At 66.5% G+C, this 11,681-nt stretch carries 11 protein-coding genes and 2 tRNA genes; all 13 read right to left on the reverse strand.

The window, feature by feature from the left end; all coding sequences use genetic code 11:
• Positions 1-65: 65 nt before the first annotated feature.
• The 13 genes from AC0IZJ_RS04505 to truA all read right to left on the reverse strand — a co-directional run bounded on the left by AC0IZJ_RS04505 (position 66) and on the right by truA (position 11,628).
• Positions 66-141 (reverse strand) — tRNA-Glu (locus AC0IZJ_RS04505).
• Positions 142-191: 50 nt separating this feature from the next.
• Positions 192-267, reverse strand: a tRNA-Ala gene (locus AC0IZJ_RS04510).
• A gap of 93 nt (positions 268-360) precedes the next feature.
• The gene (gene gltX, locus AC0IZJ_RS04515) at positions 361-1,761 is read right to left on the reverse strand and encodes a glutamate--tRNA ligase (protein WP_471847050.1); all 1,401 of its coding nucleotides are present in this window, start codon (positions 1,759-1,761) and stop codon (positions 361-363) included.
• Entirely contained in the window at positions 1,758-2,984 is a 1,227-nt protein-coding gene (locus AC0IZJ_RS04520) for an O-succinylhomoserine sulfhydrylase (RefSeq protein WP_471847052.1), read from the reverse strand. Before AC0IZJ_RS04520 ends, gltX begins: the two co-directional genes overlap by 4 nt.
• Before the next feature lie 3 nt (positions 2,985-2,987).
• Positions 2,988-4,499, reverse strand: coding sequence for an amidophosphoribosyltransferase (purF, locus tag AC0IZJ_RS04525; protein ID WP_471847054.1), 1,512 nt, complete (start codon positions 4,497-4,499; stop codon positions 2,988-2,990).
• Between the two features lie 11 nt (positions 4,500-4,510).
• The gene (locus AC0IZJ_RS04530; protein WP_471847056.1) at positions 4,511-5,053 is read right to left on the reverse strand and encodes a CvpA family protein; all 543 of its coding nucleotides are present in this window, start codon (positions 5,051-5,053) and stop codon (positions 4,511-4,513) included.
• Positions 5,054-5,059: 6 nt separating this feature from the next.
• Positions 5,060-5,806 (reverse strand): SPOR domain-containing protein, encoded by a 747-nt coding sequence (locus AC0IZJ_RS04535; protein ID WP_471847058.1) that lies wholly within the window; start codon positions 5,804-5,806, stop codon positions 5,060-5,062.
• Positions 5,807-5,819: 13 nt separating this feature from the next.
• Positions 5,820-7,130, reverse strand: coding sequence for a bifunctional tetrahydrofolate synthase/dihydrofolate synthase (folC, locus tag AC0IZJ_RS04540; RefSeq protein ID WP_471847060.1), 1,311 nt, complete (start codon positions 7,128-7,130; stop codon positions 5,820-5,822).
• A 70-nt stretch (positions 7,131-7,200) separates the two neighbouring features.
• Positions 7,201-8,073, reverse strand: a complete 873-nt coding sequence (accD, locus tag AC0IZJ_RS04545; RefSeq protein WP_471847062.1) for an acetyl-CoA carboxylase, carboxyltransferase subunit beta — start codon at positions 8,071-8,073, stop codon at positions 7,201-7,203.
• A 3-nt stretch (positions 8,074-8,076) separates the two neighbouring features.
• Positions 8,077-8,880, reverse strand: coding sequence for a tryptophan synthase subunit alpha (trpA, locus tag AC0IZJ_RS04550; protein WP_471847064.1), 804 nt, complete (start codon positions 8,878-8,880; stop codon positions 8,077-8,079).
• 76 nt (positions 8,881-8,956) lie between these two features.
• Positions 8,957-10,210 carry a tryptophan synthase subunit beta gene (gene trpB / locus AC0IZJ_RS04555; RefSeq protein WP_471847066.1) on the reverse strand — a complete coding sequence of 418 codons (1,254 nt, stop codon included), beginning with the start codon at positions 10,208-10,210 and terminating at the stop codon, positions 8,957-8,959.
• A gap of 12 nt (positions 10,211-10,222) precedes the next feature.
• The gene (locus AC0IZJ_RS04560; protein ID WP_471847068.1) at positions 10,223-10,849 is read right to left on the reverse strand and encodes a phosphoribosylanthranilate isomerase; all 627 of its coding nucleotides are present in this window, start codon (positions 10,847-10,849) and stop codon (positions 10,223-10,225) included.
• A complete protein-coding gene (gene truA, locus AC0IZJ_RS04565) occupies positions 10,846-11,628 on the reverse strand; it encodes a tRNA pseudouridine(38-40) synthase TruA (protein WP_471847070.1) in 783 nt (260 codons plus the stop codon). The genes AC0IZJ_RS04560 and truA overlap by 4 nt, the downstream gene beginning before the upstream one ends.
• Positions 11,629-11,681: the final 53 nt, after the last annotated feature.

Genomic DNA, 11,681 nt, shown 5'->3' on the forward strand with positions numbered 1-11,681 from the left:
CGCGTGGGATGAATTCGCAACCGCTTCCGACCGAAATCTTCAACGATTGCCAAGCTCATCAAACTTGGCGTCCCCTAGGGGATTCGAACCCCTGTAATCACCGTGAAAGGGTGGTGTCCTAGGCCTCTAGACGAAGGGGACTAAATCTTCGCCGCTTGAACTGCGCGCCGCCAATAAACCATTGGTTTAAATGGTGGAGGTAAGCGGGATCGAACCGCTGACCTCTTGCATGCCATGCAAGCGCTCTCCCAGCTGAGCTATACCCCCAATTTGATTCTTTGATTTAGCCGTTACCGGCCTTGTCGCAAATCGCTTTGTTTGCAGCGCTGTTCAAGCGAGACCAAGAGTATATGACGATTTTCAGACTGCTTGCAAGCGATCGAGGACTTTTTTCTTGTCGAAGTGCTCGAGCACCGCATCCAGCGACGGCGTCTGGGCGCGGCCACACACCAGAACACGTACCGGCACGGCCAGTTGCGGCATCTTGAGGCCAGCCGCTGCGAGGGTTTCTTTCAGTGCCTGCTGAAGGGTTGTTTTGTTCCATTCACCCAAGGCAGCAAGCCGCTCCACAAGTACCGCCAAGGCGGGGCGGACGGCGTCGGTGACGTGGGTCGTCAGGTCATCGGCAGAAGGAGTGACCGGCGCGAAATACATCTCCAGCCAATCGGCCAGTGCGGCAACGGTGGCGCAACGATCCTTGAACAGGCCCACCTTGGGCTGGATCTGCTCGACCGTCACAGCGATGCCCTTGGCCGCCAATTGCTCGGCAACCAAGCCGGCGAGACGCGCCTCATCGATGTGCTTGACGTAATGGCCGTTGACCCAGTCCAGCTTGGCGGGGTCCCATTGCGCCGGGCTCTTGGACAGGTGCAGGCCGTCGAACCAGCTGACCATCTGCTCGGCGGAGAACAGTTCGTCATCGCCGTGGCTCCAGCCCAGGCGGGCCAGGTAGTTCAGCATGCCCTCCGGCAGATAGCCGTTGGCGGCGTAGTCCATCACGCTGACGGCTCCACGGCGCTTGGACAGCTTCAAGCCGTCGTCACCCAAAATGATCGGGAGGTGGCCGAAGGCCGGCAGCGGCGCGCCCAGCGCGTTGAAGATGTTGATCTGCCAGGGCGTGTTGTTGACATGCTCGTCGCCGCGGAAGACGTGGCTGATGCGCATGTCCCAGTCATCGACGACGACGGCGAAGTTGTAGGTCGGCACACCGTCCGCCCTGGCGATGATGAGGTCGTCGATCTCGCGGTTGTTGATCGTGATCGGCCCCTTGACGAGATCGTCCCAGGTGACGTCGCCTTCCACCGGGTTGGCAAAGCGCACGACGGGCTTCACGCCTTCAGGCGGCGAGGGCAGCACCTTGCCCGGCTCGGGGCGCCAGCGGCGGTCGTAAAGCCTTTTTTCACCACGAGCGAATTGCGCCTCCTTCATCGCATTCAGCTCTTCAGGCGTCGTGTAGCAGTGGTAGGCCTTGCCCTCGGCGATCAGCTGGTCGATGACGGCCTGGTAGCGGTCCAGACGCTGCATCTGGTAGATCGGGCCTTCGTCATAGTTCAGGCCCAGCCATTTCATCGCGGCAATGATCTGGTCGACCGAGTCCTGCGTGGAGCGGGCGACGTCGGTGTCCTCGATCCGCAGCACGAACTCGCCACCGTGATGGCGGGCATAGGCCCATGAGTACAAGGCGGTCCGGGCGGTGCCCAGGTGCAGGAAACCGGTCGGCGACGGCGCGATGCGCGTGCGAATCTTGTCGAAGGAGCTCATCGGGCGTTCAAGGTTGAGAGACCACGCTGAAGGTCGTCGGTGATGTCGTCGACATGCTCGAGGCCGACGGCCAGGCGGATCAGGCCCTGGCCGATGCCGGCAGCCTGGCGCTGGGCCTCGGTGAGGCGGCCATGCGACGTGGTCGCGGGGTGGGTGATGATGGTTTTCGTGTCGCCGAGATTGGTGGCGATGGAGACGACACGCGTGCTGTCGATGACGTGGAAGGCGGCGGCGCGTGCGGCCTCGGGCGAATCGGCTTTGACATCGAAGGACAGCACCGCCCCGCCCTGCCCGCTCTGCTGGCGCATGGCCAGCTCGTGCTGGGGATGTGATGCAAGGCCGGGGTAGTAAACCTGGGCGACGTCGGGCTGAGCCTCCAGCCAGCGGGCGACGGCCAGGGCCTGCTCGCTCTGGGCCTTCATGCGCAAAGACAGCGTCTCCAGGCCTTTCAACACGACCCAGGCGTTGAACGGCGCCAGCGTCATGCCGACGGTGCGCAGCACGGGGCCGAAAACATCGCGGATGAGCTTGTTCGGGCCGCAGAGCGCGCCGGCCATCACGCGGCCCTGCCCGTCCATGTACTTGGTGGCGGAGTGCATGACGACGTCGGCGCCCATCTCCGCCGGGCGTTGCAGCGTCGGCGAAGAGTAGGTGTTGTCCACGGCGAGCAGCGCGCCGGCATCGTGCGCCAGTTCGGCCAGCGCGCGGATGTCGCAGATCTCGGTCAGCGGGTTCGTCGGCGTCTCGGCAAAGAAAAGCTTGGTCGTCGGCTTGATAGCCGCGCGCCATTCGGCGAGGTCGGTCTGCGAGACGAACGTGGTCTCGACGCCGAATTTCCCGAACTCCTTCGCGAAGAGGTTGATCGTCGAGCCGAACACCGAGCGCGAGCAGACGACGTGGTCGCCGGCCTTCAGCAGGCCCATGCCGAGCAACAGGATGGCGCTCATGCCGGTGGATGTGGCGATGGCGGCCTCGGTGCCTTCCAGCGCCGCCATGCGCGCCTCCAGGCTGCGAACCGTGGGGTTGCTGGTGCGCGAGTAGGTGAAGTCCTCGGAGTTGGCGAACTTGCGCGCCGAGGTCTCGGCGTCGGCCTGCACATAGGCCGTCGTCAGGTAAAGCCCCTCGGAGTGCTCGCCATGCTGGCTCCGTGGCAGGCCGGTGCGGATGGCGAGCGTTTCGCGGCGCAGGCCTTCGGGCAGGGCGCGGCGGGTGTCGTCACTCATGCCTCAGCCCTCCGTGTCGCCTTGCAGCGCCAGACGGCCACGGCTGTCCGACTCCTCGTCGCTGGGCTGGCTGGCTCGCTGTGCACGCAGCGTGGCAAAGTCTTCAAGGCTGACGTCGCCGGTGACGTAGTGGCCATCGAAGCAGCTCGCCTCAAAGCCGGCCAGCCCCGGGCGCAGCGCGGCCACGACCCGCTTCATCGCGTCCACGTCCTGGTAGATCAGCGCGTCGGCGCCGATGTACGCGCGAATCTCCTCGATGGAGCGGTTATGGGCGATCAGTTCCTCCGCCGTCGGCATGTCGATGCCGTAGACGTTGGGGTAGCGCACCGGCGGCGCGGCGGAGGCCAGGTACACCTTGCGCGCGCCGGCCTCGCGGGCCATCTGCACGATCTCGCGGGACGTGGTGCCGCGCACGATGGAGTCGTCGACCAGCAGCACGTTGCGGTTCTTGAACTCGACGCCGATGGCGTTGAGCTTCTGGCGCACGCTTTTCTTGCGCGCGCCCTGCCCCGGCATGATGAAGGTGCGGCCGACGTAGCGGTTCTTGACGAAGCCTTCGCGGTAGGGCTTGCCGATGCGGTGGGCCAGTTGCATGGCCGAAGGGCGGCTGCTTTCGGGGATGGGGATGACGACGTCGATCTCGTTCGGCGGCATTGTGGAGATGACCCGCTGGGCCAGCGTCTCACCCATGTTCAGGCGCGCCTGGTAGACGGAAATGCCGTCCATCACCGAGTCCGGTCGCGCGAGGTAGACGAACTCGAACATGCAGGGGTTCAGCGACGGGTTGTCGTTGCACTGCTCGCTGTGCAGCTTGCCGGAATGGTCGATGAACAGGGCCTCGCCAGGCGCCAGGTCGCGCTCCAACTGGTGGCCGGTGCCTTCGAGGGCGACGCTTTCGCTGGCGACCATGACATCGCCGTTGGCAGAGCGGCCGAAGCACAGCGGACGGATGCCGTAGGGGTCGCGGAAGGCCAGCAGGCCCTGGCCGGCGATCAGCGCAATGACGGCGTAGCTGCCCTTGATGCGCTTCTGCACGGCGCGCACGGCGGCGAAGATCTCCTTGGGCGTCAGCGGCAGGTCACGGGCAGCCATCTCCAGCTCGTGCGCCAGCACGTTGATCAGCACCTCGGTGTCGCTCTCGGTGTTGATGTGGCGGCGGTCGATGTCGAAAAGCTCGTCCTTCAGCGCGTGGGCGTTGGTCAGGTTGCCGTTGTGCACCAGGACGATGCCGAACGGCGCGTTCACGTAGAAGGGCTGGGCCTCTTCCTCGCTGTAGGCGTTGCCCGCGGTCGGGTAGCGCACCTGGCCCAGGCCGACATTGCCCGGCAGGCTGCGCATGTTGCGGGTGCGGAAGACGTCGCGCACCATGCCGCGGGCCTTGTGCATGAAGCATTTGGAGCCCTGCATCGTGACGATGCCGGCGGCGTCCTGGCCGCGATGCTGCAAGAGCAGCAGTGCGTCATAGAGCAACTGGTTGACGGGAGAGGCAGCGAGGGTGCCGACGATGCCGCACATGGCGTGGATCCTTAATCTGTCGATTCCGCCTCAGATGGGGTCATCGAGCGCGAAACAAAACGGGCAATGGGTTCAGGCAGCATCGGTGCGGCGTCGCGCAGCACGACGGCCAGGCGGGGCACGGCCAGAGATGCGCGCCAAGTGTCAGATTCGGCCAGCGGTGAGGCACCGATGACGAGCACCAGCAGCAGCGCAATGAAGACCCCGCGCAGCGCACCGAAGCCGGCGCCGCCAAGGCGATCCACCACGGATAGCGGCGTGGCGTGGATCAGCGCCTTCACCAGGCGCGTGGCCAGGCTCCAGATGATGAGGACGAAGAAGAACGCGATGGCCAAAGACACCGCATGCAGCACGGCGGGGCCAAATTTGGACGCCATCGAGTCCGGCAACAGGTCCAGCACGACGGGTGCCAGTGGCGAGGCGGCGAAATAGGCAATCACCCAGCCCGCCAGCGACATGACCTCGAAGACCAGGCCGCGCCAAAGGCCGATGCCTATGGACAGCAGCAGCAATGCGGCCAGTGCGAGATCGACCCAGCTGAGCGCGATGTCCATGGCGGCCTACAGCGTCAGGATGGCGCCGGGAAGGCCCGCGCCCTTGAGCTTGGCAGCGGCGCGCTCGGCCTCGTCGCGGCTGGCAAACGGCCCCAGGCGCACGCGGATGCGGCGACCGTCAGCCGTCTCGACCGCCTGGGCATAGGTCTTGAGACCCAGCTTTTCGACCTTGCCGCGCACGTCCTGCGCCGTCTTGCTCTCGCCATAGGCGCCGACCTGCACGATGAAGCGGGCGGCAGCCGCAGGCGTGGGCTCCTTGCCTTCCAGCAAAGCCTGGGCGCGGGCGCCGTCGTTGGCGGCCTTGGGCTTGTCGACAGGTTTTTCAGCGACCTTGACGGGTGGTTTCTCGACCGGCTTGTCGACCACCTTTTCAGCTGGCTTTTCAACCGGCTTCTCGGCCAATTTGGGCTCGACCTGAAGCTCCGCGCTGGCAGCCTGCGTCGGCAGGGGCGCCGGCTCGGCCTGGCTCAGCGGTTCGCGCGTCGGCACGGTCAGCGGCGGCGCCGTCTCCTTGCGCGGGATCTCTATGGGCAGGTCGACAGGAATCGGCCGCGGCTGCGTCTCGAAGATCAGCGGAAAGCCGACCACGCCGGCCGCCACCAGCACGGCGGCGCCGATGAGACGGCGGCGGGCGCGCACGCGCAGCACCAGCACATCGTCCGCCGCGCTGGCCTTGGCGCCAGATTTGACCGACTTCTTGGGCGCCGCCGCAGCGGTGGCGTCATCGCGCTTGAGAAAGGAAAACAGGCCCATCGGCGGCGTGGCCTCAGTGGAGGGTGGGAGGTTTTGGCTCGGCGGCGCCGGCCGTCACGCGGGGCAAGCCCTGCTGCAGCACGCCACCCACGGTGTAGAAGGAACCGAAGACCAAGATTCTATCGGCCGTGGTCGCCCCGGCCGCGGCCGCGTGCAGGGCGTCCAGCGGGTTGGCATGGGTGTGCGTCGCCACGCCAGGCGGTGTCTTCAGGCCGGCGGCCAGGAAGGCAGCCTGGAGCTGCTCGGCCGTCGCGGCGCGCGGCTGGGGCAGATCGGTGAAATGCCAGACGTCCACCAGCGGCGCGATGCGCGCGAGGATGCCGCCCAGGTCCTTGTCCGCCATAGCACCGAAGACGGCGTGGGTGCGAGGGAAAAAGCCCATCTGGTCGAGGTTCTGCGCCAGCGCGGCGACGGCGTGAGGGTTGTGGGCCACGTCCAGCACGACGGCTGGCTGGCCAGCCAGCACCTGGAAGCGGCCGGGCAGTTCGACCAATGCGAGGCCCGTGCGCACGGCCTGGGCGCTGATGGGCAGGCGGTCCGCCAGCGCCTCAAAGGCGGCCAGCACGCCGGCCGCATTCAGCAACTGGTTGACGCCGCGCAGCGCCGGGTAAGCCATGCCGGAGAAGCGCTTGTTGCGGCCGGCCCATTGCCATTGCGTGCGGTCGCCGCTGAAGGTGAAGTCGCGGCCGAGCTGGCGCAGGTCGGCGCCGATCTCCAGGGCACGCTCGGCCAGGGAGGCCGGCGGCACCGGATCACTGACGACGACCGGGCGGCCGGTGCGCATGATGCCGGCCTTCTCGCGTCCGACGCTGTCGCGGTCGTTGCCCAGGAACTCGGTGTGGTCGAGGTCGATGCTGGTGATGACGGCACAGTCGGCGTCGATGACGTTGACCGCATCGAGCCGGCCGCCCAGGCCGACTTCGAGGATGACGAGGTCCAGCGGCTCATGCTGCAGGCGCCGCATGATGGCCAGCGTCGTGAATTCGAAATAGGTCAGCGTGATGTCGCCGCGCGCGGTCTCGACGGCCTCGAAATGCGGCTCCAGCGACTCGGCCTGCACGGGCTCGCCGCCAACGCGGCAGCGCTCCTGGAAGTGCACGAGGTGGGGCTTGATGTAGAGGCCGACGCGGTAGCCGGCGTGCAAGGCGATGGACTCCAGCATCGCGCAGGTCGAGCCTTTGCCGTTGGTGCCGGCGACGACGATGGTGGGCACATCGAAGGCAATGCCCAGACGCTCGCGCACGGTGACCACACGGTCCAGCGTCATGTCGATGGTCTTGGGGTGCAGGCGCTCGCAGTGGGCAAGCCAGTCATCGAGCTTCATGGTCAAGCGTCATGGCTGAGAAAAACAAAAGCCAGGCGCGGGGCCTGGCTCGGAACATTGCGGGTGGCGGTCAGGCGACGGCGTCCGCGCTCTGGCGCTGCAGCATGGCCAGCTGGCGGGCGATGGTCTCGCGCAGCTGGCGACGGTCCACGATCATGTCGACGGCGCCCTTCTCCATCAGGAACTCGGCGCGCTGGAAGCCCGGGGGCAACTTCTCGCGCACGGTGTTCTCGATGACGCGCGGGCCGGCAAAACCGATCAAGGCCTTGGGCTCGGCCAGCACGATGTCGCCCACGAAGGCGAAGGAGGCAGACACGCCACCCATCGTCGGGTCGGTCAGCACGCTGATGTAGGGCAGCTTGGCCTTGGCCAGGCGCGTCAGCGACGCATTGGTCTTGGCCATCTGCATCAAGCTCAGCAGGCCTTCCTGCATCCGGGCGCCGCCGGTGGCGGTGAAGCAGATGAAGGGTGTCTTCTGCTCGATAGCCGATTCGACGCCGCGCACGAAGCGCTCGCCGACGACCGAGCCCATCGAGCCACCCATGAAGTCGAACTCGAAGCAGGCCGCAACGACCGGCACGCTCATGACCGCGCCGCCCAGAACGACCAAGGCGTCGGTCTCACCGGTGTTCTCCAGCGCTTCCTTCAGGCGGTCGGGATACTTTTTGCTGTCCTTGAACTTCAGCGCATCGACGGGCAACACTTCCTGGCCGATCTCGTAGCGGCCTTCACCGTCGAGGAAGGCGTCCAGCCGCGCGCGGGCGCCGATGCGGTGGTGGTGCGAGCACTTGGGGCAGACATTGATGTTCTGCTCCAGGTCGGTCTTGTAGAGCACCGTCTCGCAGCTCGGGCACTTGATCCACAGGCCTTCAGGGACGGTCCGGCGGTCGGCCGGGTCACCTTGCTGGATCTTGGGCGGGAGAAGTTTGTCGAGCCAACTCATGCGTCAGTCCTTCTTGTCGAGTGCGGCGCGGATTTCACGGATGAACGCGGCGCCGGTGGAAGCGACATTATCGGCCGGCTGGCGTTCCAGCAGCTCGACCAGCTTAGAGCCGATGACGACCGCGTCCGACACGTCGGCCACGGCCCGCGCCGTTGCGCCGTCGCGGATGCCGAAGCCCACGCCCACCGGCGTGCTGACGTGCTGGCGGATGCGCGGCACGGCTTCGGCCACGGCCGCGGTGTTGAGGTGACCTGCACCCGTCACGCCCTTGAGAGACACGTAGTAGACGTAGCCGCTGGCGAGCTTGCCGACCTGGGCCATGCGCGCCTCGGTGGACGTGGGCGCGAGCAGGAAGATCGCGTCCATGTCGGCCGCGCGCAGCTTGGCGGCGAACTCCTCGCACTCTTCAGGCGGGTAGTCGACGATGAGGATGCCGTCGACGCCGGCTGCAGAGGCGTCGGCGACGAACGCGTCCAGACCGTAGCGCTCGACCGGGTTGGCGTAGCCCATCAGTACGAGGGGCGTGGTGTCGTTGCGGGCGCGGAATTCGCGCACATAGGCCAGCACCTTGCGCAGGCCGATGCCATGCTTCAACGCACGTTCACCGGCGCGCTGGATGACCGGTCCGTCGGCCATCGGGTCCGAGAACGGCACGCCCAGCTCGATGACATCGGCGCCCGCCTCGGCCATGGCGAGCAGCAGGTCGACGGTGACCGTCGGATAGGGGTCACCGGCGGTGACGAAGGGAATCAGCGCCTTGCGGCCATCAGCCTTGAGCTGGTCGAAGGTGGTCTTGATGCGGCTCATGCCGGCCTCCGACGGGCCGCCCCGAGGCGGCCGTGCGCCACCTCGGGGGGCAGCGAGCAGGTGCGAGTGTGGGGGCTCATTGTTTTACCTTCTCGCCGGCTTGCGACGGGCGGTCGAAGTACGACGCGCCGGACAGGTCGGCCACGGTGCCGATGTCCTTGTCGCCACGGCCGCTGAGGTTGACCAGCAGCACCTTGTCCTGGCCCAGCGTCGGCGCGAGCTTGACCGCGTACGCGACGGCGTGGCTGGATTCAAGCGCGGGGATGATGCCCTCCGTCCGGCACAGCCGGTGAAAGGCCGACAGCGCTTCGGCATCGGTGACGCCGACGTATTCGGCGCGGCCGATGTCCTTCAGGTGGGCATGCTCGGGGCCGACGCCGGGGTAGTCGAGGCCGGCCGAGATGGAGTGCGTCTCGATGATCTGGCCGTCGTCGTCCTGTAGCAGATAGGTGCGGTTGCCGTGCAGCACGCCGGGGCTGCCTGCCGTCAGCGTGGCGGCATGCTTGCCGCTGGCGATGCCCTGCCCTTCGGCCTCGACGCCGATCAGCCTGACGGACTCATGCGCGATATAGGGGTGGAAGATGCCGATGGCGTTGGAGCCGCCGCCCACGCAGGCGATGACGGCGTCCGGCTGGCGGCCGGCGAGTTCGGGCATTTGCACCAGGCACTCTTCGCCGATGACGCGCTGGAAGTCGCGCACCATCATCGGGTAGGGATGCGGGCCGGCCACGGTGCCGATGATGTAGAAGGTGTTCTCGACGTTGGTGACCCAGTCACGCATCGCCTCGTTCAGCGCGTCCTTCAGCGTCTTGCTGCCGCTCTCCACCGGCACGACCGTCGCGCCGAGCAGCTTCATGCGGTAGACATTGGGCGACTGGCGCTTCACGTCCTCGCTGCCCATATAGACGACGCATTCCAGGCCGTAGCGGGCGCAGATCGTCGCGGTGGCCACGCCGTGCTGGCCGGCGCCGGTCTCGGCGATGACGCGCGGCTTGCCCATGCGCTTGGCCAGCAGCGCCTGGCCGATGACGTTGTTGATCTTGTGCGCGCCGGTGTGGTTGAGGTCTTCACGCTTCAGGTAGACCTGCGCGCCGCCCAGTTCGCGGCTCAGGCGGTCGGCGTGATAGATCGGGCTCGGGCGACCGACGAAGTGCTTCAACTCGCGCTGGTACTCAGCGATGAACTCGGGGTCGTTGCGATAGTGCGCGTAGGCGTCCTTCAACTCATCCAGCGCATGGACGAGGGTCTCGGAGACGAAGCTGCCGCCGAAGGTCGCGGTGCCCGCATGGCGGAAATGCCCGGTCGCGTCGGGCTGGTCGTACTGGAACATGGTCTTCCCTTGTCAGGTCAGTTCGGCATCGGCGCGGCGGACCGCGCGGCAGAACTCTTGGATCAGGTCGGCGCTCTTGATGCCCTTGGACACCTCGACGCCGGAACTCACATCAACGGCCCAGGGCCGTACCTGCCTGATGCCATCGGCGACGTTTGCTGCATTCAACCCACCAGACAAAACGAGGCGAGAGCTGACGCTTTTTGGAATGAGTGACCAATCGAAGACCTTGCCGCCGCCGCCGTAACCGTCGACATGGGCGTCGAGCAGCAGGGCCTGGGCGTTGGGAAATTGTGCGGCGAAGTTTAGCAAATCGACCCCCGGCGCCATGCGGGCGGCGCGCAGGTAGGGCCTTTGGACCCGGTCACAGTCTGCGGGCGTTTCGTCGCCGTGGAACTGGACGAGCATGTTGGGCAGCGCGTCCAGCCCGGCTTGCAACTCGGCGTCGGTCGCGTTGACGAACAGGCCGACCGGGGTCACGAAGGGCGGCAACAGCCTCGCAAGCGCCCGCGCTCGCTCCGGCGTCACGGCCCGCGGGCTCTTGGCGTAGAAGACGAAGCCGACGGCGTCGGCGCCGGCGGCAACGGCTGCTGCAACGTCGGTTTCGCGGGTCAGGCCGCAGATCTTGATTCGAGTCATGGAAGCCAGTCCAAAGCCGCAACTTCACGCGGGATGTCGAGCTCGGCATCGTAGGTCGGGCCGAGGAAATAGAGCCCGTCGGGGGGAAAGGTCGGCGCGGCCACCTTGCGGTCGCGTGCAGCGAGCACGTCGGAGACCCAGTCGACGGAGCGCGTGCCGTTGCCCACGGCGAGCAGGCAGCCCATCAGGTTGCGCACCATGTGGTGCAGGAAGGCGCTGGCCTCGAACTCAAAGCGCCAGTAGGCGCCGCGCCGCTGCACGCGGATCTCGCGCAGCGTCTTCACCGGCGACGCGGCCTGGCATTCGGATGAGCGGAAGGACGAGAAATCGTGCTCACCGACCAAGCGCCCCGCAGCGGCCTCCAGCGCAGCCTGGTCGAGCGGCCGGAACACCCAGCCGCATTGGCCGGATTCGATGGCCGGCCGCACGGCAGACTCAAGCAGCAGAAAGGCATAACGCCGCCCTCGCGCTGAGTTGCGCGCATGGAAGCTGTCGCCTGGAAAGCGGCACCACTGGATGGCGATGTCGGGTGGCAGGTAGCGGTTGCTGCCACGTACCCAGGAGAACTGCTCGCGCTCGACCTCGGTATCGAAATGGATCACCTGGTTGATGCCGTGCACGCCGGTATCGGTGCGGCCGGCGCATATCGTGCGGATGGGTCGGGCAGCGAAGGCGGACAAGCCCTTTTCGAGCACGTCCTGCACGGTGCGGCCATCGGCCTGGCTCTGCCAGCCGTTGTAGCCGCCGCCGCGGTAGCTCACGCCAAGTGCAACTCTCATCGATTCGGAAATAAAAACGCCCGGCCGGGCCGGGCGTCGAAGTATCGCGCCGT

The sequence above is a fragment of the Roseateles sp. AC306 genome (assembly GCF_979253795.1).

Excerpts from the sequence above, each read along its gene's own strand:
- gltX (WP_471847050.1), bottom strand. The coding sequence starts at position 1,761 with ATGAGCTCCTTCGACAAGATTCGCACGCGCATCGCGCCGTCGCCGACC.
- AC0IZJ_RS04520 (WP_471847052.1), bottom strand. The coding sequence starts at position 2,984 with ATGAGTGACGACACCCGCCGCGCCCTGCCCGAAGGCCTGCGCCGCGAA.
- purF (WP_471847054.1), bottom strand. The coding sequence starts at position 4,499 with ATGTGCGGCATCGTCGGCACCCTCGCTGCCTCTCCCGTCAACCAGTTG.
- AC0IZJ_RS04530 (WP_471847056.1), bottom strand. The coding sequence starts at position 5,053 with ATGGACATCGCGCTCAGCTGGGTCGATCTCGCACTGGCCGCATTGCTG.
- AC0IZJ_RS04535 (WP_471847058.1), bottom strand. The coding sequence starts at position 5,806 with ATGGGCCTGTTTTCCTTTCTCAAGCGCGATGACGCCACCGCTGCGGCG.
- folC (WP_471847060.1), bottom strand. The coding sequence starts at position 7,130 with ATGAAGCTCGATGACTGGCTTGCCCACTGCGAGCGCCTGCACCCCAAG.
- accD (WP_471847062.1), bottom strand. The coding sequence starts at position 8,073 with ATGAGTTGGCTCGACAAACTTCTCCCGCCCAAGATCCAGCAAGGTGAC.
- trpA (WP_471847064.1), bottom strand. The coding sequence starts at position 8,880 with ATGAGCCGCATCAAGACCACCTTCGACCAGCTCAAGGCTGATGGCCGC.
- trpB (WP_471847066.1), bottom strand. The coding sequence starts at position 10,210 with ATGTTCCAGTACGACCAGCCCGACGCGACCGGGCATTTCCGCCATGCG.
- AC0IZJ_RS04560 (WP_471847068.1), bottom strand. The coding sequence starts at position 10,849 with ATGACTCGAATCAAGATCTGCGGCCTGACCCGCGAAACCGACGTTGCA.
- truA (WP_471847070.1), bottom strand. The coding sequence starts at position 11,628 with ATGAGAGTTGCACTTGGCGTGAGCTACCGCGGCGGCGGCTACAACGGC.